General features: G+C 44.5%; 16 protein-coding genes and 1 tRNA gene. 10 read left to right on the forward strand and 7 right to left on the reverse strand.

What is annotated here, in order from left to right; genetic code table 11:
- Positions 1-37 precede the first annotated feature (37 nt).
- Complete coding sequence (locus E7Z59_RS00180; RefSeq protein WP_136334271.1) at positions 38-1,801, reverse strand: zinc metalloprotease; 1,764 nt, start codon at positions 1,799-1,801, stop codon at positions 38-40.
- A gap of 418 nt (positions 1,802-2,219) precedes the next feature.
- Here E7Z59_RS00180 and E7Z59_RS00185 point away from each other — a divergent pair, with 418 nt between their 5' ends.
- Positions 2,220-3,158: a DUF2268 domain-containing putative Zn-dependent protease gene (locus E7Z59_RS00185; protein WP_136334272.1), complete on the forward strand. Its 939-nt coding sequence runs from the start codon at positions 2,220-2,222 to the stop codon at positions 3,156-3,158.
- A 35-nt stretch (positions 3,159-3,193) separates the two neighbouring features.
- Here the strand turns inward: E7Z59_RS00185 and E7Z59_RS00190 are convergent, their stop codons facing one another.
- On the reverse strand, positions 3,194-4,213 hold the full coding sequence (locus E7Z59_RS00190) for a peptidyl-alpha-hydroxyglycine alpha-amidating lyase family protein (RefSeq protein WP_136334273.1): 1,020 nt from the start codon (positions 4,211-4,213) through the stop codon (positions 3,194-3,196).
- A gap of 228 nt (positions 4,214-4,441) precedes the next feature.
- Between E7Z59_RS00190 and E7Z59_RS00195 the strand changes: the two genes are divergently transcribed.
- Positions 4,442-5,926, forward strand: a complete 1,485-nt coding sequence (locus tag E7Z59_RS00195; RefSeq protein WP_136334274.1) for an APC family permease — start codon at positions 4,442-4,444, stop codon at positions 5,924-5,926.
- Position 5,927: 1 nt separating this feature from the next.
- Positions 5,928-7,376 (forward strand): aldo/keto reductase, encoded by a 1,449-nt coding sequence (locus E7Z59_RS00200; protein WP_136334275.1) that lies wholly within the window; start codon positions 5,928-5,930, stop codon positions 7,374-7,376.
- Between the two features lie 7 nt (positions 7,377-7,383).
- On the opposite strand, the gene E7Z59_RS00205 is transcribed toward E7Z59_RS00200, so the two are convergent.
- The gene (locus E7Z59_RS00205; protein WP_136334276.1) at positions 7,384-10,488 is read right to left on the reverse strand and encodes a sialidase family protein; all 3,105 of its coding nucleotides are present in this window, start codon (positions 10,486-10,488) and stop codon (positions 7,384-7,386) included.
- Between the two features lie 143 nt (positions 10,489-10,631).
- Here E7Z59_RS00205 and E7Z59_RS00210 point away from each other — a divergent pair, with 143 nt between their 5' ends.
- The gene (locus E7Z59_RS00210; protein ID WP_136334277.1) at positions 10,632-12,266 is read left to right on the forward strand and encodes a DUF885 domain-containing protein; all 1,635 of its coding nucleotides are present in this window, start codon (positions 10,632-10,634) and stop codon (positions 12,264-12,266) included.
- A gap of 429 nt (positions 12,267-12,695) precedes the next feature.
- On the opposite strand, the gene E7Z59_RS00215 is transcribed toward E7Z59_RS00210, so the two are convergent.
- Complete coding sequence (locus E7Z59_RS00215) at positions 12,696-14,336, reverse strand: S41 family peptidase (RefSeq protein WP_136334278.1); 1,641 nt, start codon at positions 14,334-14,336, stop codon at positions 12,696-12,698.
- Positions 14,337-14,527: 191 nt separating this feature from the next.
- Between E7Z59_RS00215 and E7Z59_RS00220 the strand changes: the two genes are divergently transcribed.
- Positions 14,528-15,697: a hypothetical protein gene (locus E7Z59_RS00220; protein ID WP_136334279.1), complete on the forward strand. Its 1,170-nt coding sequence runs from the start codon at positions 14,528-14,530 to the stop codon at positions 15,695-15,697.
- Positions 15,698-16,349: 652 nt separating this feature from the next.
- Entirely contained in the window at positions 16,350-17,546 is a 1,197-nt protein-coding gene (locus E7Z59_RS00225; protein ID WP_136334280.1) for a hypothetical protein, read from the forward strand.
- Between the two features lie 416 nt (positions 17,547-17,962).
- Here E7Z59_RS00225 and E7Z59_RS00230 read toward each other — a convergent pair whose 3' ends face one another.
- Together E7Z59_RS00230 and E7Z59_RS00235 are read right to left on the reverse strand one after the other, a co-directional pair.
- Entirely contained in the window at positions 17,963-18,193 is a 231-nt protein-coding gene (locus E7Z59_RS00230; RefSeq protein ID WP_136334281.1) for a ferredoxin, read from the reverse strand.
- On the reverse strand, positions 18,193-19,434 hold the full coding sequence (locus E7Z59_RS00235) for a peptidase U32 family protein (RefSeq protein WP_136334282.1): 1,242 nt from the start codon (positions 19,432-19,434) through the stop codon (positions 18,193-18,195). Before E7Z59_RS00235 ends, E7Z59_RS00230 begins: the two co-directional genes overlap by 1 nt.
- Positions 19,435-20,169: 735 nt before the next feature.
- Here E7Z59_RS00235 and E7Z59_RS00240 point away from each other — a divergent pair.
- Together E7Z59_RS00240 and E7Z59_RS00245 are read left to right on the forward strand one after the other, a co-directional pair.
- Positions 20,170-20,251: transfer RNA gene (locus E7Z59_RS00240), tRNA-Leu, on the forward strand.
- 700 nt (positions 20,252-20,951) lie between these two features.
- Entirely contained in the window at positions 20,952-21,662 is a 711-nt protein-coding gene (locus tag E7Z59_RS00245) for a membrane or secreted protein (RefSeq protein ID WP_136334283.1), read from the forward strand.
- 477 nt (positions 21,663-22,139) lie between these two features.
- Here E7Z59_RS00245 and E7Z59_RS00250 read toward each other — a convergent pair whose 3' ends face one another.
- Positions 22,140-22,832 carry a CPBP family intramembrane glutamic endopeptidase gene (locus E7Z59_RS00250; RefSeq protein ID WP_136334284.1) on the reverse strand — a complete coding sequence of 231 codons (693 nt, stop codon included), beginning with the start codon at positions 22,830-22,832 and terminating at the stop codon, positions 22,140-22,142.
- A gap of 130 nt (positions 22,833-22,962) precedes the next feature.
- On the opposite strand from E7Z59_RS00250, the gene E7Z59_RS00255 reads away from it, so the two are divergent.
- The gene (locus E7Z59_RS00255) at positions 22,963-23,310 is read left to right on the forward strand and encodes a DUF202 domain-containing protein (RefSeq protein ID WP_242015652.1); all 348 of its coding nucleotides are present in this window, start codon (positions 22,963-22,965) and stop codon (positions 23,308-23,310) included.
- A gap of 176 nt (positions 23,311-23,486) precedes the next feature.
- A complete protein-coding gene (locus E7Z59_RS00260; protein WP_136334286.1) occupies positions 23,487-24,185 on the forward strand; it encodes an aspartate/glutamate racemase family protein in 699 nt (232 codons plus the stop codon).
- The last annotated feature ends 63 nt before the right edge of the window (positions 24,186-24,248 follow it).

Genomic DNA, 24,248 nt, shown 5'->3' on the forward strand with positions numbered 1-24,248 from the left:
ACTTTTATGAAATCACCTAGAATTATCAATTGCCTATTCAATCACATGCCCTCAATACCTCTTCCGGAAATTCATAGGTATAGGTACCCGAACAAAAGCGATTTGACCATATATTAGGATCAAAGATACTGGACAACTGAATACGATCGCCATAAGCTGCCCTTCCATCCTTTACAATTGAACAAGCATCAAAATCGTAAATTCCTTCATACTGAACTTGAGTCCACCAGACGGAGGTAGCATAAGCACTCGGATTGTTAAGATTCAATACATCATCACATCCGTTTGCTATACCACAACAACTGGAATGAGGAAAACCATCAACATGCCTGGCCTCATGAAGAATAATAATCATATTAAGAAGCCTGAACCCCCAGTAAAGATTTTCGGCAGACCTTTTTTGCCCATCATCAGTTCTTGTATTACCGACCGAAATAAACGTTTTACCATCAAAAGATCTGCAACACACCCCTCCACTGATGCCATCAACTATATTGATTCCATCAATTTTTGAGCCAACCCAGTCATAGAGCCTCTCACCTGCCCAGGGGATGATATAAGGATCATCGTAATCAAGGTAATATAAAAATCGAAGTGTCTGTAGCATCGTTGTCTCCTTGTAATATTCTGATTCGGAAAAATTGGCCGTTGGCTCTTCCATTATGTAATAAGGCTCAGCACAAGGAAACTCACCGATGATCTGACCATTAAGACGGAATTCAAAATCATCAAGTATTAAATTAATATTGGGATCCTCAAGCGGACACACCCTTAAAAAATCCTCTATATCCACAATTTCCCTGGTCATCAACAATCTCCATGAAGTAACCCTACCGAAAGCTGAAACAACATCAACCGTAATTTCCTCGGTAAAATCAATGATCGAGATACCACTGCTTAACTCAATATCGCCCCAAAAAAGTTTTGCCCCTTCAGACAATTCAAAAACCGGGATCAGGTTTGTTTCAACCACTTGAGGATTATGAAATCTAACTGTTTTATTAGCGCTATCGATCTTTACAAAGGGTTCTCTGAACAAATTAGGGTTCAGATCTACAGGAAAGGTTAATGAAAGTATATATTTTGAATCCTCAGATATTATTGAAACGTTCACTGAGTAAAAGGCTTCGTCTCCGTTTTCAGCGACTACCTTATAAGTAACAGTCTCAGAAAAATTGTTTATCGATTGACCCGAAATTTGTTCTTCCTCACCCACATACACAGTGGCCATTTCATCAACGTCAAAGGTGGCAATGAGTTCTAAAGAATCTCCTTCAATGGATCCTTCCGGTATTAAAACCTCAATCGTTCTATTTTCCACATTGATCTCCCCAATAAAATCCTCATTAAGGCTTGTATTGTTTACCGATTGAAAACTAAAGGTCAGAAAATCATTTTCATCGGATTTGGTAAGATTTGTAACGCTTACTCTATAGACTTGCTCAGTCCCATTTTCGGCCCTGATTATATAGTTTACAGGGGATTTGAAATCATTGACGGACTCACCTGACACCTGTCTAGTCTCCCCAACATAAACACTGGCATTAGTAGAAACCTCAAATGTTGCTATGAATTGTGACACCTCTTCCTCAATTACACCATCAGGAATGATCAATTCAACACTTCCGTTATCATTATCAATTACACCGTTGATATCTATATTTAGTGATGGATTCTTTACTGACTCAAACCGAAATAGAATAAGATCATTACCTTCTGATAAGGTCGGCTGCTCATCTTCCCCACAGCTTAAAAATAACATAATGATCGTAACGCAAAAAACAAGAGGTATGCTTCTCATTTCTTAAGAAATTATAATTACTACTCTATAAAATTATTTAGAAATGGGACGGGGGATTTTTTGAACCAGAACATCAAGAAGGTAATTGGCTTGTCCTGGTATTTAAAAAATTTAAATGCCATTTAACTTATTTGCGCCTGCATTTTTTTTGTTCTGTTATAATTACAATTTAAGAATAATTCCAGTTACAAGGCATTGAAAAATATGATTGTCTAGCCATTACAAGATATTTCATGAGGTATACCGTCAGCATGGAACCTGACAGAGATGATTCTCATGATATTGAGTGTTTTTTTATTAAATAAACATATTTCAACCTCAACTGATCCAATCTAAGCAAAAATGCATTACTCCCCAGGTGTAACAAACCACCCACCCCACTCGTCATTAAATAAATAACCATCAAAACCAATTAAAAATGAAACTTTTAGCCAGTAGCTGCAAAAGTCCCTTTCCCCTTACCCTGCTATTCATATTATTCTCTTTCATCTCGAACGCCCAACCCTCCTTCCCTACCGATCCGGAACAGGCGGAACTCTATTACAGCGATATAGAACATTTTGTTGAAGCTTACCAGGAACTCGAAAATAACAGTGATACCCTGGCAGTATTGCAAACCTTTTACTTTGACCGTGCAACTCCGGGTCTTAAAGAATTCATCAACCGGCATCAGCTAACACCCCAGATGTTAAAAGAAGCATTAACAAAGTACCCGGATCGTTACGGCCTGATCCCATCTATGCTGAGTAACATCAGGGAGACAGAAGCCCGGTACAAAGAACTCATGAAAACCTACAGCACAATACTGCCTAACGCTATGTATGCTCCCACATGGCTCCTGGTTGATGCTAATCGAGGTATCGGACAAGCCTCTATGGTAGGGCAGTTAATCACTGTAGAAAGGGTGGCTGACAATATGGAAAAATTAAAAAAACTGACCACCCATGAGCTCACCCACTTTCAGCAGGCTATGGCCATGGGTGGACAAAAGTATGTGAGCCTCTACAGCAGCTCCGAAAATATGCTGGGGATCTGCCTGAGAGAAGGAGGCGCAGAATTCATCACCTGGCTGGTAAACGATGATATTACCCGAACCAAATCACTCACCTATATAGAAGAAAACGAAGAAGCCCTCAAAGTCAGATTCAAGGAAGATCTTCAATCTCAAAATAAAAAGTATTGGCTTTGGGATTCACTCGACCAAAAGGACAACCCCGGATTGTTGGGGTACGCTATAGGGTATAAAATATGTAAGGCCTATTATGACAAGGCGGATGACAAGACACAAGCTTTAAATGATATCCTGATGATGGAAAATGCCGAGGAATTTCTGATTAAAAGCACATATTTTCAATGATCGGCAGTTTGATCAACGTATCGATTTGAATTGTGTTATTCTTTGATAAATTTCTGAACCTTGTTTCCCAGGATATCTCCCACATAAATATTTCCTTCAGGGTCTACCGCGATATCGTGATACCTGGTAACCGGGCCTTGATAATTACCGGTTCTTCCAAATTTAATTTTTGGCTCAAGATCAGAACTAAAACCCATAATATCCGAACCATGTATTTTCCATCCTTGATCTTGGTCAGTAAAATCAAAATCAATAGCAAATAACGTCTGGTTAAATGTGTCAAATGCTAAAGCATATAATTGTTTAGCATCCGGGTTTTTCCATGATCTTAAAAAACCTCCTTCTTTATTAAATTTTTGAATCCGATTATTCTCTCTATCAGCAACATAAACATTCCCTTCATTATCCAGATCTACGCCGTGAGGGGTAATGAATTCACCCTCCATTTCACCCTCTGTTCCCCATTCCATCAAGAAATCACCTTCTGATGAAAACATCATTACACGACTGTTACCATACCCATCAGACACGTAAAAACTACCATCGGATGCTACTGCCACATCGGTAGGCATATCAAAGTGAAGTGCATCACTTCCGTTCACTCCGGGTTCACCAAGAGTCAAGAGTAAATTCCCATGCTTATCAAACTTCATCACCTGGTGGAGCCCTACATCTGTCACCCAAACATTATCATCTTTATCCACCTCCAATCCATGGGGCATGACAAATAAGTTGCTACCCCATTCCTCCTTAATTTGGCCTGTCTTAGGGTCTAATTTAACAACCGTATTACGGTCGATAAGATCTTTAGGCATGGGCTCAGTCCAAATACGGTTAGCACGGTGAAATATTATAACGTCACCATTGGAATCAATCCCTATTCCCGTAGGGTTACCTAATTTAAATGTCGGGGACATAAGTGGCCACCCTTCCGCTAACCGATAAGAAACGTTTTTACTATCAATAGTTTTCTGAATGGATTCAGAGCTATTAAAACCAACAAAAAAGAAGATTAAATACATCGTTAAGACCAAAGTGGGTAATATTTGTTTCATGGTTGGTCAATTTATCCCTGAACTTCCCGATTCCTTAAAACGATAAAGCACAGGGTATCAAAGTCTTCAATATAGTACATATACGCTAAAATTTGTAATCTTTAAACTTCAAAATAGTTCGTTGCGGTATTTCTCCTGACTCTTGATTCTTATCTCTTGAATCTTCACCGAAAAATTTAACACGTACTAAAATACTTACATGGAATTTCATTCGTAAATTCCCCACCCATGAAAAAACCTGCTAAAGCTAAACTAACCAGACAGATGGGACTTCTTGTGGTTACCGCCACCGGGGTATCATCGATGGTAGGGGCTTCTATCAATATTGTTCCTTTCATGATACACCGCAGCGTGCCGGAGATCGGCCCCTATGTGCTGTGGGCCTTCGTATTTGCTGCCCTGCCTGCGCTGATGGCCGGTTTGGCCTTTGCCATTCTTTCCTCCGCCATGCCTCGCGCCGGAGGGAGTTACCTCTACGCCAGTCGAGGACTTCATCCTTACCTGGGTTTTGTTGCCAGTTTTTCGCAATGGTTTGGCCTCTCCATCGTGATCGGGGTTATCGCCTATCTGACCATCCCTTTTGTTCGCGATATCGCCGTGGTAACCCATATGGATCAGGTTGCACATTTGCTGACTATACCCTGGATCAGGGTTGTGCTAAGCCTCGGTATGATCTGGTTTTTTGTATGGATCAATTTCAAGGGAATACAAACCTATTCACGGTTATTACTGCCTATGGTGGTGCTGATCTTTGCCCTTGGAGGTATTGTGATCGTCTCCGGTCTATTCTATGACACCAATGACTATGTAATTGCATTGGAGACCACGGCTGCTACTCCCTTTATCCCGGTTAACGAGAAGCCTTTTAACTGGGTAACCTTTTTATCGGCCGCAGCAGTGTTGTTCTCCAGTTTTATTGGTTTTGACGCCATCGCACAAACCGGAAGCGAAGCTAAAAATCCAACCCGCAACCTTCCCCTTGCCATCCTGTTGGCCATCCTGGGGGTAGGTACTTTTTATTTTTTATTTACGGCCTCTGTGTATCATATGGTACCCTGGAGTTATATAGCGTTGCAGGCACAAACAACAGATATCACAGCTCCCGGAATGTTGAGCCTGATCCTGCCATCAGGTTGGGATATTGCCATTCTGGCCGGAGCGGCCATTGCACTGATTAACGACTTACCGGCCATGTTGCTTTCTGTTTCCCGGCTTATGTTTGCCTGGGCCAGTGATGGTATTTTTCCAAAAGCGATTTCACAGGTACATCCTAAAAATCACACTCCTTACGTGGCGCTAATCATTGCGGGAATCATTGCAAGTATCGGCGTGCTAGGATCTCATTTTGCAGGAGACTTCTTCCTGGGCATCGACATCATGGTCATTGCCATGCTGGTCAATTTCCTGCTTATGTCTGTTACCCTCTTAAGCATTCCAAGAGTGAACCCCCAACTGGCCGGAGCCATAACGGTATTTCGAAACAGAAAACTACAGCTGGTTACAGGCATCACCGGGATCGCACTGATCACTTTATTCCTGGTGATCCATATTTACAAAGACCTCTCCAAAGAGGTAGAGGCGTGGTATTTTCATTCCACCTATGTATGGCTCCTGGTCATGGTGTTAGGAAGCTTTATATTCCGGTATCATTGGCAAAAGGTGTCTTCCACAAACACAGGAACCTCCAACTTTAAAACTCTCCCAAACGAATAATATGAAAACACATTTCCAACTCTCCGAAAGTCTTCAGATCCCACGGGTGGTGATCGGTCTCTGGCAGATCGCCGATATGGAACGACACGGAGAAACCTTAGACCCGGCCGCCACAGCTCATTTTATGCAGCCCTACAACGAAGCCGGATTTACAGCCTTTGATATGGCCGACCACTACGGCTCGAGTGAGATCATTGCCGGGACCTTCAAAAATAATTCTTCAGATCCCGATAGTATTCAACTGTTTACCAAATGGGTGCCAAAACCCGGAAAGATCACTCTTACAACGGTTCGGGAAGCCGTAAACTCTGCACTCGAACGCATGGGCCAAAAAAGTATCGACCTGATGCAGTTTCATGCCTGGCACTATCCGGACCCTAATTGGATAGATGCCTTGTTCTACCTGGATGAACTGAGGAAGGAAGGGCTCATTAAAAACATCGGGGTCACCAATTTTGATGCCCCTCACCTCAGAATAGCCCTGGCCAGCGGTATTCCCATTGTTAGCAACCAGGTTGCCCATTCTGTTATTGATTGCCGCGCCAGAAAGGAAATGGCAGAGGTTTGCAATGAATATGGGGTGAAGTTATTGGCTTACGGCACTCTTGCCGGGGGCTTTCTTTCTGATAAATGGCTGGGAAAACCGGAACCGGAGATGGACTCCTTAACCACATGGTCGCAGATGAAATACAAACGATTCATTGATGCCGTAGGAGGTTGGAGTATGTTTCAGGATATACTTAAGGTACTGGATAGTATAGCCAAAAAGCACGAAACTTCTATAGCCAATATAGCCAGCCGGTATATGCTGGAAAACCAGCATGTGGCTGCGGTGATCATAGGAGCCCGGCTGGGAGAACGCAACCACATCAGGGACCACCGGGAGATGCTGAATATCGAATTTGACCCCGAAGATATTGATCGAATTCGCGAAGTACAAGGACCTTTACAGCCGGTGCCGGGCGACTGTGGAGATGAGTACCGGAAACCTCCTTTCCTTACAGCTTCCGGAGACCTGAGCCATCACCTGGAAACCATTCCTCCTGTGTTTGACGCGGTACAAACCGGACCGGACCGACACCAGGTATTCAGCGGCACCCCTTGGGAATGGTTTGCAGGCTATTCCAGGGCCGTTAGAAAAGGGAATTCCATATTTGTATCAGGCACCACAGCTACCCATGGTGACCTTCGTATTGGCGGACTCGACCCTGCAGCCCAAGCCCATTACATCATTGATAAGATAGAAGGAGCTATCGCCTCATTAGGAGGATCATTAAACGATGTGGTCAGAACACGCATATTCGTACATGACCTTGAACACTGGGAAGCCGTAGCCAGGGCCCACGGAAAACGCTTTGACGGCATTAACCCGGCGAATACCCTGGTACAAGGAAAACTGGTTGGTGAAGGATACCTGGTGGAGATCGAAGCTGAAGCCCGCCTGGATTAACCATTCATTATTTAAACCAATCCGGATACTCCTTCTTGTATTTGGTTTGTATAGGCTCCCAATATTCCCGGTTAAAACTTCTGTACTGCTTTATAAAGGCTGCAGTAAGCTCTTTGGCCATTTCCAGTCGCTCCCAATCGTGGGGCGATGGTACCGTGGTACGAGACATGGCCGCCTTCTGTGCAGCCCTGGTTGCACTGTATGCTGAGATGGTTTGGGATTGCCATGCCCCCACCTGGCGTTCATCGGGAGTGGGTTTTACCTGTTGCTCTAAGGAGGTTAATACTTCCCCGAACTTCTTTATTTCCTCCGGAAGTACATTGGTATCGCTTTTCTCATAATAGTCCTCCATGGCTTCAAAAGACTCCTTTTGTGTTTTCAGCCCGTTCATTAGTTCGGTAAGCTCCCTTACGTGAGCATCTACCGCCTTTTGAAACCTGTAAAGCTCCTTATCAACCTCATCCGGCAGATCGAAGCGAGGGTCAGACACTACCTTAACCATTGTGGTATCCTGATGGCTACCATACTCCAGCATCACCTTATAGGTTGCCGGTAAAACCGGAATACCCCTCGACTCCTCTGTAACCCAAGTCCCGGGCAATACTGTTGCCTTTTCATCGAGCTGCCAGGTGATATAATTTAATCCGTTTACGAGGTCTGTTTTGCTAACCCGGTTGATCTCTTTGTTCTCGGCATTATAAATAACGGCGCTTACCAGGGAGTCGGTTGGCTTTAGGTTGTTCAGGTAAAAAGGAATTTCCACCTTTTGAAACGGGCGGTTCTCTCCTTCAAAAGTAGTATGAAACCCTGTCCAGATATTACCGGGAGGTGCTATAAAAAGTCCTTTTACCTGCACTACCTCATTAACCGGCAAGCCGGTGATCCCTGAATTCATTTTCCCTCCTGCGATCGCCCGCAGACTCAACAGATCATCGAGAATCCATATAGAACGTCCAAAGGTTCCGATCACCAGGGCCGATTCCTTATCCTGTATCACCAGGTCGGTGGTTGATACTGATGGAAAACCATTCTTGACCGGGGCCCATTCTTTACCCTCATTGATACTCACCCAAAGTCCGTGCTCAGTACCCAGAAAAACCAGGTCTTTTTCTACCGGATCCTGTACGAAGGATAAGGCATAGCCCCTTACATCATTTTCATCAACCATAGGGGTCCAGGTTTTTCCGTAATCTTCCGTTCTATATAAATAGGGGGCATAATCTCCTTTTCGGTAATTGTTAACCACCATCCATGCTGCCGATTCCCTGTATCGGGAGGCGTAGATTCGGGTGATCCATGCCTCATGGGGCAACCCTTTGATATTTGCGGTAATATCTTGCCAGGTGCCCCCACTATTCCTGGTAAGATGTACCCGGCCATCATCGGTACCTGCCCAGATCATATCCTTGTTCAGAGCACTGGGAGCAATGGTGAGTATGCTATTATAGTTCTCTGCCCCGGAAACGTCAAGAGTGAGTCCGCCGTAATCGCCCTTCTGGTGCTCCGGATTGTTGGTGCTAAGATCAGGAGAGATGATCTTCCAGGTAGCTCCCTTATCAGTTGTTTTGTGCACGTATTGTGAGCCGTAATACAATCCGTCTTCATTCCACGGATCTTTGGCAAAACCGGCATTCCAATTAAAGCGCAAGGGATCATCCGCTGATTCCGGTTGAGGCGCAATACTTGAATAATATCCCGTAAGTTTATCGTACCTGTAAAGATCTCCGTTCTGAGAGGTGCCATATCCAAATCTCGGGTTCTGCCTGTCGGGTGCGATATAAAATCCATCTCCCCCAACCAGGTATTGCCAATAAAGGGTTCGTATACCTCCCCTTTTCCAGGTATAGGCCGGTCCTGACCAGTTGCCGTTATCCTGCATCCCGCCATAGACATTAAAAGGGGTTTCTTCATCCACATTGATATGGTAGAATTGAGCCACCGGGATCGTTTCCGGGAAATACCAGCTCTTGCCATGATCGTAGGTAATGCCCAATCCGCCATCGCCCCCGATCATAAAATGTTCAGGATCTTCGGGATTCACCCAAAAGGCATGGAAATCGGCATGGATCCCTTTGGTTTCATCGGCCGGGATCATAGGGGTTGGGTCAAAGGTTTCTCCCCCATCGTAACTCACAGAAAGGGGCTGATAGATATTATATAATCTATCCTGATCTTTGGTATCCACCGCAAGATCCTGAAAATAGAATGGTCGGTTATTGGTGTATTTAGGATCATCATTGATCATCTGCCAGGTATACCCCCCGTCATCACTGCGATAAAGGGCATTCTTTTCGGCCTCTATTTTGGCATAAACCCTTTGGGGGTTGCTTGGGGCAATGGCAATGCCTATGCGGCCGAGATCTCCATCAGGTAATCCATGCTCCGGCCCCAGTTGTTGCCAGGTATCGCCCCCATCTGATGAGATGAATAAGCCGGAACCGGGGCCACCCGAGGTAAACGAATATGGGGTGCGGCGATGCTCATACATGCCAGCAAAAAGTTTATCGGGATTCTCAGGGTCCATCACCAGGTCGCCCACCCCGGTGGAGGTATTGGTATAAAGGATCTTTTGCCAGTGCCCTCCCCCGTCAACCGAACGATAAAGCCCCCGATGTTCACCGGGAGTAAAGGGATCGCCCATGGCAGCAGCATAAACTATATTCCCGTTGGACGGGTGCACCAGGATCCTGTGAATGGTTTTGGTATGCTCCAGCCCCATGTGCTTCCAGGTCTTACCTCCGTCTTCGCTTTTAAAAATTCCCATCCCAAGGTTCATGGAATTTCTCGGGTTTCCTTCCCCTGTGCCTACCCAAATGATATCAGGATTGCTTTGATCAACAGCTACCGCCCCTATATTCTGTGTGGGTTGTTCATCAAAGATCGGCCTCCAGGCCGAGCCCCCATTTTCCGACATCCATACCCCTCCGGAGGCAGCTCCCACATAAATAGTCTTCATATCGGCATTTACCACGGCAATGTCGGTAATACGCCCACTCATATTGGCCGGGCCTATATTCCGGATCTTTAAATGTTGTAGTTGTTCAAAATCCAGGGTCTGGGCATTTACACCGAAACAAAGACCAAAACAAATTATCAGTACATACCGAATCATGAAAATGACAGTTTAAAAGCTTTCATCTGCAATGTATTTAAAAATTTGTTTCTTTGATAGAAAGTAAAAATTTTCGGTCATGGATCAGGGAGTAGATTTAGAACTTCACCCCTACAAACCAACCGACTACAATAACTAACCATATGAATATCCGATCTTTCTTTCTGCTGTTTTGTCTCCTTTCTTTACTCACACCTTCATTTCATGCTCTGGCGCAGACGGAAGGTGACCAGAAAAAAAGTCATCCTGAACTCACAGCCCTTTTTAAAAAATGGAGAGCTTTTGAGCTCCCCCCATTAAAAGAAGGGGCTCCTGATTATAGCCGCGAAACCTTTCAAAAAAAGTGGCCGGTTTTTACGGAACTCAGAGCCGCCCTGGAGGCTATTGACACCACAAACTGGACCCCCTCAGAGAAGGCAGACTGGTATATTGTATGGGCAGAAATGAACGGCTATGATTTCAATCAAAATATTCTGAAACCCTGGGAAAGAGATCCTGCATTTTATAAATCGATCTGGACCTCCCGAAGTGATGTTCCGGCCCATGAAGGTCCTACCCATCATGCTGTTACCGAGGTATGGCAATACAAATTCCCATTATCACAAGAGCAGCGCGAGGCGTTTATCGCCTCCCTAAAGATCATACCCGCATTGAACGACCAGGCAAAAACTAACCTTACAGGAAATGCCCGCGATCTTTGGGTTGCCGGGATTCGGGATATTGAAACCCAGGCTGCCGACCTTGAAAACCTCAAAACTTTGGCAGGAGTTGGTGATGACACCAAACTTTTGGCAGTGATCGACGAAGCCAAAACCTCCACCCTTGATTTGGCTGAATGGTTAAAGTCTGAAGCCGATAAAAAAACCGGCCCGTCGGGAATTGGAAAAGACAATTACACCTGGTACCAGCAAAATGTCCATTTGGTTCCCCTTACCTGGGAGGATGAAGTCATATTGTTAAAAAGAGAATTGGCACGGGCATGGGCTTCGCTTAAACTGGAAGAACACCGCAACAGACATCTCCCACCACTGGAACCGGCCAGGGATGCTGAGGCTTACGATACGCTGGCAAAAAAGGCTGCAGAAGAGTTACTCAGCTTTTTAGATGAGAACGACATTGTAACCGTAAAAGACTATTTTGAACCCGCCCTTCAAGCCCACCTGGGTCGTTTTGTTCCTGAAGAAACCCGAAACTTTTTCTGGATAACGGCCCACCTTGATCCAAAACCCTTATTCTCTCATTTCTATCATTGGTTCGAGCTGGCAAGAATGGACCTGGAACCCAATCCAAATCCGATAAGAAAAGACGCTGTACTTTACAATATTTTTGATTCCCGCAATGAAGGCATGGCAACAGCTGTAGAAGAGCTATTCATGCAGGCCGGCCTTTACGATGATAATCCCAGGGCCAGGGAGATCGTCTACATCATGATCGCACAAAGAGCCGCCAGGGGACTCGGATCACTCTACGCCCATGCCAATGAAATGACCATGGAAGAGGCCGCAGGCATCCACTCAGAATACACTCCTCGAGGCTGGATGAAAACAGAAAAAGAACTTCTTATTTTCGAACAACATCTATACCTGAGACAACCCGGGTACGGTACCAGCTATATTACCGGGAAATACCTGGTGGAAGAAGCTCTGAAAGAATATGCGAAGATGAAGGAACTGCAAAATGAGCCCTTTGTATTAAAAGAATTCTTTGACGGTCTCAATGCTATTGGGAATATCCCGATCGCATTGGGACAATGGGAATTGACAGGAGTGAAATGGTGAGTCGGGAGTCGGGAGTCGGGAGTCGAGAATTAAAGATGGTCTGTGGTCAGGATATTTTAAAACTGAGTAATTGGAGAACCGTAAAATTGATCAACTCTTCGTAAGTCGGTAACTTCAGTCTATTCGCCTATTTGCCAATTCGCTAATTTGCCCCTTTACTTCAAAAAAAGAATCCCCGCCATGGGGGTGGCAGGGAGCTTTGGGGGATTTAAATTCTCTCCCGTATTTTTTGGTTGGTTAGGATTACATTTCTGCTAAACCCTTATAAAACATAAAGGTTTAAAAAGAGTGTCAGCAGAATAATGGTCAGAGTTTTGATTAAACTGTTCATTATTGGTTGATGATTGAATTCCACTACTAAATTAATTGATGTATCAATAATTAAAAAGTATTTAGTATAAACTTAACATCATTAATCATCAGCCGTTCTTAGAAATCCTCGAGAAAGCCTTTGAGTTCTGTTTGCAATTCTGTTTGATCTTTAGCGAGTGACAGCGCTTTTTGCCCGGCACCTTTGGCCTCCTCCATTTTACCACTCTTTTTCAGAGTTTTGGCCAGTCCATACCAGGAAGCAACTGATTCAGGATACAATTCGGTATTTAACTGGTACACAAACATGGCTTCATTAACCTGTCCGGTATTCGCCAAGCGCTCTCCTACTTCAACAAACCTGGACTCCAGGTCAAAAAAGGTATACCGCTCATCTTTAGACAGCATAAAGGCATCCTTTTTAAGCGTCTCAATATCGCCTTTCATGAACAAGGTCGTGAGATGCCCCATAGGGTCAAGAATAAAGCCATCATCATCAAAGTTTAATGCGGCATCCAGAACGGGATCCTGGTTGTTCACAAACTCCTCGAAGCTCATTTGAACAGCCACATGCGGCGGCAGCCATTGCTGGTTTTCCCATTGGGGTTTATCCTGCCACCAGGCGAAACTCAGGTATACAGGTATCTTACTATGTGGCAGTTCTTCCTTATTATTATCACCGTAAAAGTTGATATTCTCTCCGGTAGGCTCTCCAACAAAAACGGCATTGGTATAATTGTCAAGTTCATTAACCAGGTTCTGACAGGCTGAAAAGGTACGGTCTCCGAGTATCACAAAAAGATGCCCCAGAGAATCGATCTCAGGATGCGTAATAATATCTTTCAGAACAGCTTTGTTCTTATAGTTGTTTCCTCCTCCATTTAAGCGGACGTCTATTACCAGCTTCTCTATATTCTTTTCTTCTATTTCCCGGAAGACCTTGTCATAAAACTCAGGGATGGCCATCAATGAGTCATCCTGTATCTGACTTTGCCGCACGTACATGGTATTATGGTCAGGCATATATTCACTATAGTAAATACGGTCTAAATGCTTTAGATAATTTGGGCTTGATGTGGTATCCCTGGCGCTTATCCATCCCTCGTCATTTTTGGTGTAACCATATGCGGTTGGAGCGCGTTCACCCTTTTCCATAGGAGCGAATACCCGCTGGTATTCAAGGCCATCTTTCAACAAAGTAAGGCTTACTTCAGACAAAGGATTTTCTATCAACCCCTCCCCGGCCAACAGCTCGGTGGTGATAAGAAAGTTCATTCCATAAGCTTTAAAGAATTGTGAATTTTCAGCAGGAAAATAGGGGTATACTTTTTTATAGACCTCTTTTACGTCCTCCCCTGCAATTTTCAAAACCCTGGCCCCGACATCTGCTGCAAAGGCTTCCTGAGAACCTTCTATATAAATCCCGTCCTTAAATTCCTTTAAGTTCAAAGGAAGTTGCCGCAACGAAAAGGGCGTATCCCGCAATCCTACACTCGTATGTCCGTATCCAAAAGAAGATACCAGCTTCATTAATCCAACGACCATTTCATGATCTTCTGCATCTTCGGCTTGGGCCATCAGTTCTGAGGCTGCAGCATGAAAATCATCTTTGCTGATCTTTTTATACAGAAAGGGGTACTCACTGTCAATAAGTTCTTTGAGGTAGCTTATATCCTCTTTCCAGTTGGTGTTTACGGTATCCTGAGCAGTTAGCTGTAAGAACAGCATAAAGCTGCAGATCAAGGTGAAAATTCCTTTCATAAGGCTTGTTTATTTTGGTTGATGAATATCTAATGAGTTGAGTTTTGGACTGAATTGTTACACTTTTTCTTAATATATCATGAAATGCTAAAGGAAACCTGGCAATTCAAAAGTGGTAAAACAACTATTTAATTATCTGATTTGCAATATTTTACGTAATTTAAGCTAAGTTAAAGTAATACCTATTAACAATGAAACAGGTTTATCGCCTGGCCTTCATTATCCTGTTAGCGATGTGGTCCTGTCGTTCGACGGACCCAAATGAAGATGCCTGGTTTTCCGAAACGGAAGAGATGCTCCCCTTTACAGAATCTGTTACCATAACTTTTGATGAACCGAACCACAACTTTAAAGCCGGTGATTACGTATACAAGGTAAATCCTGACGGATGCGGAGGCAAGGTATACCTATACGCTCAAAATCCACGATTTCCTTTTAAAAATGCAGCTATGATCTTCGATTCCGCAAACCCCACCGGCGACGACTGGGACCTGGGTACACCTAACGAGGGTTACGGTGGTCCGGGGAGGTCAAAAGACGGGATACAAGACTCTAACCAGGAGGCCCTGGGCAATGTCCTGATCATTACCGAAGACTTTAGCAGACGGGATCCTGACGATAGTTTTATTGTAGGTTCGTACTATGAGTTTAATTTCACCAAATACGGTGATGGTTATGTGACTATGGAGTCTTTTCTGTTGATCGATGTAGACGAAGCAAGCCTTGGAGAAGCCACTGTGGTAAATTTGTACGGAAAAGATGATGAACTGCTGTTAACCAAACCCATTCCTCTCGGACAAGATAATGAGGTTCGCCTGATCGACCTGGAAAACACCGAAGGTGTAGAAAGAATGGTGATCAACCTGAACAATTCAGGAGCTATTGACAACATCACCTTTACCTGTAATCGCCAGGATGATTTTCAATGCCAAAGGATCTCTGCCGGAGATGAAAATGCACTTTGTTTTATAGATGAGCAAGGTATAAGCACAGACCAGTGGGGATGGACCAACTTAATACAAGATGGATATGAGGGTACCCTGGAACTATGGATGGGAGCTGCCGGATGTGATATCTCTAATGGAGTTCTTGCGGGAGAACTCTATGTTTCTTACAAGGATTGTGTCCTGGAAATCCGCTTTGAAATGCTGGAAGGCTTCTATTTAACCGAAGCATTGTTCTATGCCGGCGAAGATAAATTTCCTAAGGATGCCAATGGAAATTACACCATAGATCCTGAGGCCTTCTCGCTGATACAGGATATTCAATACGCCACAGAAGGTGCTATTACCATAGACGATCTGAAGGGAGACATTTACCTGATTGCTGGGGGGAGTGTGTGCAGGGATGTTGGGCAGTGATGAGAGTGAGTAGGGAGTATGAGTTTGAGGAACGAGCCTGCCTATCAGCTCTTAGGTATGTTTTTTTTCGTCTTTGTGATCTCCGCTTAAACGGAGCGTGGCAATCTTCCAAATCTTACTCAATGCCTTTTCTGTATAGTAGACCAGGTTTGAACCAGAAGTAAGTTATCTTGATTCTTTTGTCTTGACTCTTTCATCTAAAAAAAAAGGTTACCCAAATGAGCAACCTTTCTAACCAACCAACTTAAATAATCAAAACCAACTAATTATGAGATCGTAATTCGAATTCCAATGGGGCGGAATTCGGTCTTATCTCAAGTAGGATAAGTAATATTTTTTAGTGATACGGGATGCTTACGCTATTCTGATTCCCGCTCAACTCTCTATTCAAAAATTCAACACTGCAAATATACTATGCATGCATAGTATATAGATTGTAAAAAACGAATAAATATTTTCTTTTTTGAATATCAACAAGTTAAGCAGTTTGCAGAATAAAAATATTTGATTCACTACACCTGGTTACCATAAATTTCGATAATTCAAAACACATTATTCTTACAACGTTTTTACTAGAACTAGAACGAATTTACTTACTTGACAATCAGCAATATATGTAATTTAAAGGGCTGTTAATCAATAACCTATTACAATGAAACGAGTTCTCGGAGCGGCATTATTTGCAACTTTAATTATGTTTGGGTGTCAGACATCTGAACTCTCTGAAGAAGAAAAACTATTAGAGGTCTATTCAAAGGCCGTGATCAGTGAACCAGCCACCATTACCTTTGACGAGGGGTATGCTGCAGGCGACCTTATTGAGGTCGTTGTTCCCGGCGGATGTACGGGAGAAATTAGCATTTACGCTGAAAATCCCGATTTTCCGGGGCAAAATGCGGCAATGATCTTTGATTCCAACAACCCAACAGGAGAAGATATTGATCTGGGCACTCCCAATCAGCAATACGGTGGCCCCGGAGTATCTGATTCCAGCAGCGATGGAAATGAAGCCTCTAACGATACGGCTCAAAACAACCTCTTAATAATTACAGAAGACTTTGACAGTGAAGATCCAGACGACAGTTTTGTGGAAGGATCCTATTACGAGATTAACTTTTCCGGATATGGCAGCGGAAGCGTTACCATGGATTCCTTTCTGATGATCGATCTTGATGGAGAGAGCAAGGGAGAAGGCACCTTTGTAAGACTTTTTGACGGAGAAGACAACCTGCTTCTGGAAAAGGAGATCCTGCCTATGAATGATAACGGAAAACAAATGGTTGACCTGGAAAGCACTCCAGGGGTGGTCAAAATGGTATTGAACCTCAACAATTCAGGAGCTATAGACGATCTGAAATTTCACTGTGAAAATATTATTACCGGTTGTGAAACCATGTTTGCCAAAGATACCGAAGGCATGTGCTTTAATGATACCGATCCGGCTTTTCAGCGCTGGGGGTGGACCAATCCGCTGGAGGAAGGCTTTGAAGGCAAACTGGAACTTTGGGCAGGAGCCGGACAGTGCGATACTGAAAAGGGAACCCTGGTGGGTTACCTCCATGTTACCTATATGGAAGGTTCGCTGACAGCCACCTATGAAATGATGGATGGGTTCTATATCACCGAAACGCATTTCTATGCAGGCACCGAACTATATCCTGAAAGCAAAAACGGAAGGCCAACCGTTGCACCCGGTCAATATCCCGGTAAAAATGAAAACCTGGATTATGCAAAAGAAGACTCCTATACCGTTGACGGCCTGTCGGGATCTATATACCTCATCGCCCATGGAGAAGTCTGTGGCGACTTTGAAGATGACTCTTACGATAATGAGTATGAGGATGATTAGTACTATGTAATCTCATTGATCTCATAAACTGCCCCGGATAACCGGGGCAGTTTTTTTTTGCAGTTTGCGAACTAATCGTCTTTGCGAGGAAGGGCAAATCCCTGACGCGGCAATCTTTTTTGTTTTACTGCGATGCTCTATGTTACATTAGTGAAACAACGATCATCAGGACAATCGAAGATCCTGAACACCGAAATGCTGGAAAAAATCCCCAGAACTATTCATTACTTCAAATGAAATATATTCTTAGGTAGTCCGGACTGTTATAGGGAGATTGCCACGTCGCAACTTTTACGGCTCGCAAAGACACGCATATCCTCAGCTTCTTCGCCTCTTCACATCTTTACTTCTTAGCTCCTTAGTTCCTTAGTTCCTTAGCTCCTTTGCTCCTTTGCTCCTTTGCTCCTTAGCTAAAACTAAATCATCTTCGTAACAATGATCTTTACCGGACAAGCCTTTTGAGCTTCCTTGCAAGGATCAAAGATGGTATTGTCGTGAGATTTAATGGTGAAGAACCCCTTCTTCTCCTTAGAGTGCAGCAGTACGCTTTTTCCGTCCTTTTTAGACATCTGAAACTGCCCGGGGGCCAGTTCTACGCAGTAGTTACACCCGATACATTTTTCTCTTTGTAAGGTAACTACAACCACTATGCAGAAACTATTTTATAAAGTTTGTCAGAAAGACGAACTCTGAAATCTGTTTTAAAGGTGGCAGAATCTCCTTTTTTAGCCGATTCAGCCTTGTCATCATTCACCATCATTTCGGTGAGCTCAAACTCTTCTACCCCTGTTGTCGGACCGGTTACCAGCAGTTTATCTCCTACCTTGATATCATAGGCCTCTATCTTGAACTGGGCAATACCGGCTTTTGGGAAGAAGTGCTCGCCTTTACCCACATATACTTTTTTCTGAGTGGCCTGCGACCCGGGTCCGTCACTCCATTCTCCGAGTTTCTGCCCCAGGTAGTACCCATTCCAGAACCCTCTGTTATATACCTTGCTCAGCTCCTCCATCCAGGCAGTTACCTTCTCCTTGTTGTAAGTTCCTTCGTCATAGGCATCAATAGCCTCCCGATAAGTTTTGATCACCCTGGCCACATACTCAGGAGCTCTGCCCCTACCTTCTATCTTAAGCACCTTGGCCCCCGAATCGATCACCTGGTCAAGAATGTCGAGGGTACACAAGTCCTTGGGCGACATCATATATTCGTTATCGAGTTCGATCTCGAACCCACTTTCCTGATCGATCACGGTGTATTTCTTTCTGCAGTTTTGCTTACAGGCTCCTCGGTTTGCAGACGAGTTATGAGAGTGAAGGCTCAGATAGCACTTCCCGGATACGGCCATACAAAGAGCTCCATGACCAAAGATCTCGATCTCTACCAGGTTTCCTGACGGACCTTTGATCTGTTCTTTTTCGATCTGATCACAGATCTTTTTCACCTGCCGCAGGCTCAACTCACGGCTCATCACCATGGTATCGGCAAACATGGCATAAAAGCGTACGGTCTCAATATTGGTAATATTGATCTGGGTAGAGATATGCACCTCCATCCCGATCTGTCGCGCATAGGCGATAACGGCCTGGTCCATTGCTATGACGGCTGTAATATCTGCCTCTTTGGCTTTATCCAGCAGGGTTTTGATCAGGGTGAGGTCATGATCATAGATAATCGTATTCAGGGTAAGATAGGTACGTACCTTTTTCTCCTTACATCTTCGGGTGATCTCCGGCAGATCATCCATGGTAAAGTTGATACTGGCACGGGCTCGCATATTGAGCTGTTCCACTCCGAAATACACAGAATCGGCCCCGTTATCGAGGGCAGCCTGCAGTGATTCAAAATTTCCGGCCGGAGCCATTAGTTCTATCTTACCAGATTCGGTCATAGCATAAAAATTTAGCGAGTGCAAAAATACATTTTTTTGTTGGATTTCAAAGTTGGTAAGAGTGAGAATACGATGCAAGATGCTGATTGGAGGATAGTTAGATTGTTACAGGGTACGAAGGTACGGAGGTACGGAGGTACGCAGGCGGGAAGTACTAAACACTTTTTTGAAACGAAACTATTCCCCTCCTTTCCAAGGAGGGGTGCCCGCAGGGCGGGGTGGTTTCTCGTCTTCGCGAGATGGCCCATTTGGGCCAACGTGGCGATCTGCCAAATGTTTTGACTCATCCTGAATGGGCTATTAATAAACAGAGAAATTAGTTTAACCCAACCCCTTCCGATCTGGATGCTATATGACTCCCACGCGCCAGCTGGCCCTTTCGCTAAAAAGGTCCACTGGACCTTTTTTTAACCGCTCAGTCCTCCCCAGCGGGGGAAGGGTAAGTACTTCTGAAATCATCCCGTAAAGGAGAAAAAAAACACTTTAGAAATTAGAATCCTTCTCCCTCAGGGAGAAGGTGGCCAGGCTAACAGCGTGGACGGATGAGGGATACTTCCTCAACAGAACCTTCAAGAAGGTGGCCACGCTCACAGCGTGGACGTCCCGAAAGCTTTCGGGAGAGGGCTTCCTTCACACAAGTAAAAAGAAAATCACCTTCTCTGCTTTCCCATTTCAAACAATTTATTTAGATTTGCCCCCGCCTAAAAACAAGTAACGTTCTTTACAAGGCAACACGCACATGTGGTGAAATGGTAGACACGCTGTCTTCAGGTGGCAGTGCCTTCCGGGCGTGGAGGTTCGACTCCTCTCATGTGCACATCATCCCGGTCAACGTAAGTTGATCGGGATTTTTTGTTTTCAGACGTCACTAACTTGTTAGTGTAAGGCAGGAAACAAAAAATGCCGAGGGCTGCGAGAGCAGGCCCGGGATGATGGGTAAAGCACCCCCAAAAAGGTTGACCGAGCAAAGCGAGGTACTCCTCGATTAAGTTCGAGGTACAAGTTTCAGGGACGAGTTTGGAATTTAAGATTTGGACTTTCCCGAAAGGACTGCGTGAGCAGTCCCGGGATAATGGGTAAAGCACCCCCAATAAGGTTGACCGAGCAATGCGAGGTACTCCTCGAATAAGTTCGAGGAACAAGTTTCAGGGACGAGTTTGAGGGACCATGCCTCTTCCTACGGCAAATAAATTCGGCTTGGCGGGCGAGTTTGTCACCTTACGCTAAAGCTTCGGATGATGAAAAGGGACGAGTTAGCTTGTCACTCTATGGTTTTCAATTTTATTGCTGGAATTTGCCATTAGGCTCCACAGATAGAACCATACAACTGCATATCCCCATATCCCTAAAATAACTATCCATCCCTGGCGCCAGCTGGCCCCTAAATCCCTGTATAACGGTATAACTGTTTAACTGTTTAACTGTTTAACTGTTTCACCAACCGAAGCCTTGGCGCAGGTTGGCATTACCTCACAAACATTTCGTATTTTTAGTAAACATTTCTAAACCAATACGTTATGAAGTCTTTCATTCTTGCATTATCCTCCATATTCTTTTGCAGCCCCTTATTTGCACAATCCCCTGTAGGCGCCTGGGAGGCCACTACCGTCAATGCCCATGGCGATGACGTCCGGATCGTAGCCATATTTACGGAGAACTATCAATCGGTAGCCTATTACCAGGCCGACAACGGCAATTTTTTAAGAGCCAATGGTGGTAGCTGGCGCCTGGATGGCAATACGATGCATGAAACCGTGGAATGGGATTGCACCATCCCTCAGCGGGTAGGCAATACCGTGAGTATTGAGATCGAACTTACCGAGATGACCCTAAAGGAAAAAGGCAGTGAGGTGGTCTTTAACCGCATCGATCAGGGAGATGAGACAAAACTTGCCGGCGCCTGGCTGATCTCCGGAAGAAAAAGAGATGGAGAGATCCAAATGCGAGACACCGACGGGCCGCGAAAGACCATGAAGATCCTTTCAGGAACGCGCTTCCAATGGATCGCTTATAATACAGAAACCAAGGAGTTCATGGGTACCGGAGGAGGCACTTATACAGCAAAAGGTGGGAAGTACATTGAAAACATTGAATTCTTTTCAAGAGATGATTCCCGTGTCGGGGCCAGCCTTGATTTTAACTATGAGCTCAAGGACGGCAACTGGCATCATTCCGGTAAGAGCAGCAAGGGAGTTCCTATCTATGAGATCTGGGTGCCAAGAAAATAGAAAACTTCCTAAAAGTGTGGTGTATTGGGTACATTTCCGCATTATATTTTGTCGACACCATTCCAATTCCTGCATTACTACCACTGGTGAATTTTAAATTTGACTTCTCATGAATCATTAACCTTACTTTTTTGCATTGCCCAACCCAGTAGGGCTCACGAACACCTCTAAAACAATATAAAAGCTGTGAGTAAAAAAGTAACAAAAAAGTCTAGTCCTGGTTCTTCGGCCATCCGCTAACGATTCGTAGCCTAAGCCAGCTGAACCTGCCTACCGCAGGCAGGCTCACTACGCTTTCAGCGTGGCTCAAACAGCACCTGGCTTTTCACGGCAACTTCATCAAGCGGATCCTGGCCTGCCAGAACCTGAGGACGGCTTTTTTTCTTTGCTCCTTCGCTCCTTTACTCCTTTAAAAAATCGTCATCCCAATCCATAAGAAATCTGGATTTCAAAAATCTCGAAATATTCAACTACTTCTTACCACAACAGGCCTTTTCGTTGTTTCAGGTAATACCAGGTTACCCAGGGCAGCACTATGATCTGGTATAAAAAGATCACTACGGTCATGAACAGTCCGAGATCTTGTTGAGGGGCTACCTCCAGCCACTGCATTCCCAGCGGACCTTCAGAAAACACCACCACACTTACCAGGTTCCACCCGAGGTGCAGCCCTACCGGCAGGTAAAATGACCGGGTGAGCAAAAATGCATAGGCAAACATGAGCCCTCCGACCCCTGTAAGCACAAAGACTTCCAGCATTCTGGGAATATCCCCAAATACTCCATAGCTACCCCAATGGTAAAAACCGAAGGTCACAGCAGAGATAATACATGCCTTATGCACTCCGAGGTGACGGGCAATGAGGAGCAGTAAAACACCCCTGAACAAAAGTTCCTCAATGAGTACCGACCGTAGGGTCCACCAGGCTGCTGTAAAAAACTGAAAAGAGCTGTAGGAATTTGTGATCACCCTGGCCTCTGTTTGCCAGATCAGGATGCCGAAACACAATACCCCGGCCACCGCTGAAGCTACGAAACCGATCAAAAAGTCCATCGAACGTAAGGTTTCCGGCTTCAGACCTAAAACGTCCCAACCAAAGCCCAGTCTTTTACCGAGAAGCAGGGTGGCTGAAAAAAGAAGCAAAAGTATCAGGTTAACAGACATCTCCATAGAATAACGGGACTAATGCCTTCGAAAATACACAAATTCCTTGCTTTGGCTGGGCTAAATAATAAAATATCATTTCTCAGCAGCAGGGGTTCAGACATTTGCAACACGGGTTACAAACTACTATGTAAATATGAGGTATCTTTATAGGAGTACTTTGATGATTCCGATCAAAATGAAATACAAGGTCACGTTTAAATCACATTTGAGTTTAACTGATATTCTGGCCCTCGACAGGACGCGCCTGGCCAACGAGCGTACCTTCCTGGCCTATTTCCGGTCATTTGTGGTGTTTCTCAGCTCCGGACTGGCCATTGTAAAACTGGATATTCTTAAAGATATACTTTGGATAGGTTATTTGCTTATAGTGATAGGTCCGGTGTTGCTTTTTATCGGGGCAATCCGTTTTTACTATGTAAGACGACATATTAAAAAAATGTATGATTATGATGGGGAGCTCCCCGAAACCGATCAACCATAAATCACAGATCATTTCGCGCTTCTATAAAACGATCATTGGAATAAGATTATACCAGACCGAACCTACATGCATCGGGATCGAAGTATTTTGACAGTCCCGTCATAAAATGAAAATAAATTTTACAAGCCTGTAAAGTCTACCCGGGGCTTTACCGGCCATTTGAAATCCAAAGAAATATGAAAACCCTTGGACTTATTGGGGGCACCTCCTGGTACTCTACTCTGGAATACTACAAACTGATCAACGAAATGGTGGCCGAAGAGCTCGGAAGCCAAACTAACCCCGAACTCATTATTTACAGCATTAATATTGAGATCATGCGTTCTCAGGACTGGGACCGCATCAATGAAAAATACCTGGAAGTATCCAAAAAACTGGAAGCAGCCGGGGCCGAAGGCATCCTGATCTGCGCCAATACCCCTCACAAGGTATACAACTTTGTTCAGCCCAAGATCAGTATCCCCATCCTCCATATAGCCAGGTCAACCGGGAGGGCCGCAGAAGATCAGTCATTAACCACCCTGGGATTGCTTGGAAACCGCCCCACCATGACCCTGGGTTATATTCCGGAGATCCTGAAAAACGAATATGGTATCGAAACTCTCATTCCCGACAACGAAGGCAGTATTAACAAATCACACTATTTTGTTAGCAAAGAGCTCACCCGGGGGCAGTTTACCGAGAAGGCCAGGGAGTTTTATAGGGAACAGATCGACAAACTTAGATCCAGGGGTGCAGAAGGAATTATCCTGGGCTGCACCGAACTCCCTATTTTATTAGCCGACGAACAGTCTGACATCCCCCTGCTACCCACCACCGACCTGCACGCGCGAATGGCCGCTGATTTTATTCTTGGCACCGGGGTTTGGGAATAAGATGGTTTGAGGAACGAGTATGAGGGACGAGTTTTGGAATTTGGAAGTTTGAAAATTGGAAAT

This window comes from Robertkochia marina, assembly GCF_004799345.1.
GTDB classification, from domain to species: domain Bacteria; phylum Bacteroidota; class Bacteroidia; order Flavobacteriales; family Flavobacteriaceae; genus Robertkochia; species Robertkochia marina.